At 60.2% G+C, this 3,656-nt stretch carries 1 protein-coding gene and 2 pseudogenes; 1 reads left to right on the forward strand and 2 read right to left on the reverse strand.

Going from position 1 to position 3,656, the window contains the following annotated elements; all coding sequences use genetic code 11:
• Both istA and tnpC read right to left on the reverse strand, forming a co-directional pair.
• The coding region (gene istA / locus PSOLE_RS23255) for an IS21 family transposase (protein ID WP_088339362.1) at positions 1-1,434 on the reverse strand (1,434 nt) is incomplete at its 3' end.
• A 675-nt stretch (positions 1,435-2,109) separates the two neighbouring features.
• Positions 2,110-2,730 (reverse strand): annotated as a pseudogene (gene tnpC / locus PSOLE_RS23265) (IS66 family transposase); the annotation flags it as partial.
• Positions 2,731-3,409: 679 nt separating this feature from the next.
• On the opposite strand from tnpC, the pseudogene PSOLE_RS23270 reads away from it, so the two are divergent.
• Positions 3,410-3,529: pseudogene (locus PSOLE_RS23270) on the forward strand (TerC family protein); the annotation flags it as partial.
• Between the last annotated feature and the right edge of the window lie 127 nt (positions 3,530-3,656).

Below are 3,656 nucleotides of genomic sequence, written 5' to 3' on the forward strand. Positions count from 1 at the left end.
CCCGGTGAAGGCGCGCAGGTGTACGGCACGTTCGGCAGCGGCTTCCAGGCGTGCATTGCCATAGCGCCGGGCCAGCGAGAGCAGGCCGAGGCAGGCGCGGTAGCCCATCTCCGGGTGCGGCTTGTGGGTCAGTTGGTGATCGATCAGTTGGCGCGTGTAGGGGCCGATCCGCTCGCCCCAGTCGAGCAGGCGTTGCGGCGTCCACTCACGATGCGCCTGGTGCGCTGCGGGCATGTGTTCGCGCTGGGTACTGTAAGCGCCGCGTCGCCCCAGCAGCAGGTGGCTGGCCACCCGCCGGTTGCCATGCAGCACTTCCAGGGTGTGTGCCGTCAGTCGCACGTCCACGTTCTGCCGGGCCAGGGCGGAGGGCACGCTGTAGAAGCTGCCATTGACCTCGATGTGGTAGTCGATGCTGACCTTGCAGCGCTTGAAGGTGGCGACCTCGTAGGGATGCACCGGCAGCGCTCGCAAGGCCGGGCGATCCAGGCGCTCGAACCAGTCGCGCCGGCAGCCATCGAGCCGCTTGAACGGGCGCCGATTCAGATCCTCCAGCAGCTCGGCGATGGCCTGGTTAAGCGCATGCAGGCTGAAGAACTGCCGATGGCGCAGCCGCGCCATGATCCAGCGCTCGACCACCTGCACCGCCACCTCGGCCTTGGCCTTGTCCTGAGGCTTGCGTGGCCGTGCCGGCAGGATCACCGTCTGGTAATGACGCGCGCACTCCAGCGTGGCCCGGTTCAGGCCCGGCTCGTAGCGATCCGGCTGGGCGACCAGGGCGCGCGGATTGTCCGGCACAACCATTTCCGGCACGCCGCCAAAGTAGGTCAGAGCCTGGCCCAGCGAGGTCAGCCAGTCCACCTGGGTTTCGCCTGGCGTCGCGCAGGCATAGGTGTAATTCGAGGCGCCCAGGGCGGCGACGAAGATGTGCGCCCGGCGCACTTCGCCGGTGGCCGGGTCGACCACCGGCAGCGTCGGCCCGGCATAGTCGATGAATAGCTTCTCGCCCGCACGGTGCAGCTGACGCATCGAACGTTTGAGCGTCTGGGCGTAGCGCCGGTAGTGCTCGACGAACTGGGTGTAGCGGTAGGTCGGCTGGCCCGCATGCGCGGCGAGATATTCCTCCCACAGCAGCTGCAAGGTCACGCCCTTGCGTCGCAACTCGCGGTGGATGCTCAGCACATCGGGCAGCACTCGCTCACCGCGCGGCTTGTTCGTCGACGTCGGTGCAAACAAGGCGGCCGCCAGCGCGGCCTCGTCCATGGCCACCAGCGCCGGCCAGTCCAGCCCGGCCACCCGCGCCGCCGCGATGTACTTGCTAACCACGCCCTTGGACAGCTGCAAGGCACGGGCAATCTTCTCGTGGGACAAGCCGGCCTCAAACTTGAGGCGCAGACATTCTTTGATGTTTCGCATGGCTACTCGCGGCGCCGCCATCTTCCTCTCCCGAAATCGGTCGAGGATGGCGGCGCATCAGGTCATGCGCAACGAAGGGGAAGGCTTTCGCTAAGTCGTGACCGGCGATTTCGGTAAGCCGTGACCACCTGTTTCGGAACAGGCGGAAAATCGGTCACGTTGCTACCGAAATGAGCGGTCACGCGTTAGCGAAATGACCGGTCACGATCAACCGAAACGGCCGGTCACGGTGCTCCGAAAGCCTGAGAGCCCGCCCGTCTTTCCGCATGTGGCATGGAAACTAGACGAATCAGGGCGCCGATCGGCGAAGTAAAAAACGCAAGATTTCCGCAGCGCCGGGCGCTCTAGAATGGGATTTATAGTCGATTATAAAGTGATTATAGAGCGATTATAGAATTCGCTTTTGGTGCCTGATTGGGCGCGGTTGAAGCAGGCAGCCCCTGCATCTCGCCTAGCCAACAGTATGTTTGACTAGGGCCCCAACACCCACTTCATGCCGGCACCACCTAGCCCGATTCAGAGCGCCGATCATCAGGGCCATGCAATGACCGATGCTCCGTGCTGCGGGCAAATGGATAAGTCTGATGGGGTGGCCAGTAAGTCCCCTGCAAATCCGGCCAGGAACGCAAGATCGGACTTCTTCAGGCCACCGTGATCAAGAGCACATCCCCTCTTCCCGCAGTAAGCGAACGGGCATCACACCTTGCCGGCGGGCAGCCAGTTATGCGGCAGCAGCTCGGTCAGGGCGCTGGCCTTCTGCGTCGGCAGGCGCATGAGCACGTCCTTCAGGTAGGCGTACGGATCATGCCCGTTCAGGCGGGCTGACTGGATCAGTGTCATCAAGGTTGCGCCACGCTGGCCACTGCGCAGCGAGTCGGCAAACAGCCAGTTGGAGCGCCCCAAGGCCCAGGGGCGGATCTGGTTCTCGATCCAGTTGTTGTCGATGGGTAGGTTGCCGTCATCCAGGTAGCGCACTAACGCTGCCCAGCGCTTGAGGCTGTAGTCGAGTGCCTTGGCGATTGCGCTGCCTTCCGGCACCTTCTGCCGCTGCCCAAGCATCCAGCTATGCAGGCCCTCGATGACCGGCCTGGCTTTGTCCTGGCGCAGTTGCCGGCGCTGTTCGGCGAGCAGCTCTCGCCCTTCGCGCTCCACCTCGTACAGTTGACCGATGTACTGGAGGGCCTGCTCAGCCAGTTGGCTCTGGTTGGCGGCATGCAGGTCGAAGAACTTGCGCCGGGCATGGGCCATGCAGCCGATCTCGGTCACGCCTTGCTCGAAGCTGGCCTTGTAGCCGGCGAAGTCGTCGCAGACCAGTTTGGGGTCATGCCGAGATAAGGGGAAATTAGGACATACGCTCTCTAACACTATGTATTTAAACGAATAAATCATATGCCCTGTTCAGACAAAAGCTGCTTCGCGCCAATCGCTTCAGCCATCCAGTGAGAATTTGTTTGCGCCCGCAGAAGAGCATCGAACACGATTCGCAACCTGCCTGCGGCGGTTAATAATTGATCAATTATCTATGTCGAGATAATTGCAGATAATTCCCGCAATCTGTGACCGGCTCGAGATCAGAGAATTGGAGAAATGCCGGGTTAGAAGGACTGCAAACAGCTATGGTCGAGGCTTTGCGCTTCGACGCGTGCAACACAACGGTGTGCTGCTCAGCACTGAAGCCCCTCCAGAAGTGACAAAGGCGGCCTCAACGAGACCGCCTCAAACCAAGTTTCATCACCGGTATTCGTACCCGGGAGAGGAAGCTCTTGGGCAGATTTCAATAATAACACCGATCAAAGCGTCACTGCCAAAGTCCCCTCGCCCTGCCGAGCCGCCTTCAGGTAGTGTTCATTTGTCTGTCTCGAAGCTACGGTGCGGATGTTTGAGACCATCATGCGCAAACTCGAGGCCAAGATGGCCTTATCAAAAGGCCAATTATTCTGGAGGCAGTTATGGGCAGGCTCCACGAAAAACTGGGGTTGCCGAAAGGTCACTACTAATTGCCATGGAAGTGGTTCTCGGTATTGATAACCTGATCTTTATTTCAATTTTGACCAACAAGCTTCCAGAACATCAGCGTGAGCGGGCAAGGCGCATTGGTATTGGCCTCGTGCTCATCCCAATGTCATCAACTTTGGAAATTATCCATAAATATCATATAATTAGCGCTCAAATCAGTGCATGGGAGAAGCCCTTTTGACTACCTATACCGCATCGCTTGACACCGCCAGCCAAACCCTGGCTTG

The sequence above is a fragment of the Pseudomonas oleovorans subsp. oleovorans genome, from assembly GCF_002197815.1.
In the GTDB taxonomy this organism is placed as follows: domain Bacteria; phylum Pseudomonadota; class Gammaproteobacteria; order Pseudomonadales; family Pseudomonadaceae; genus Aquipseudomonas; species Aquipseudomonas oleovorans.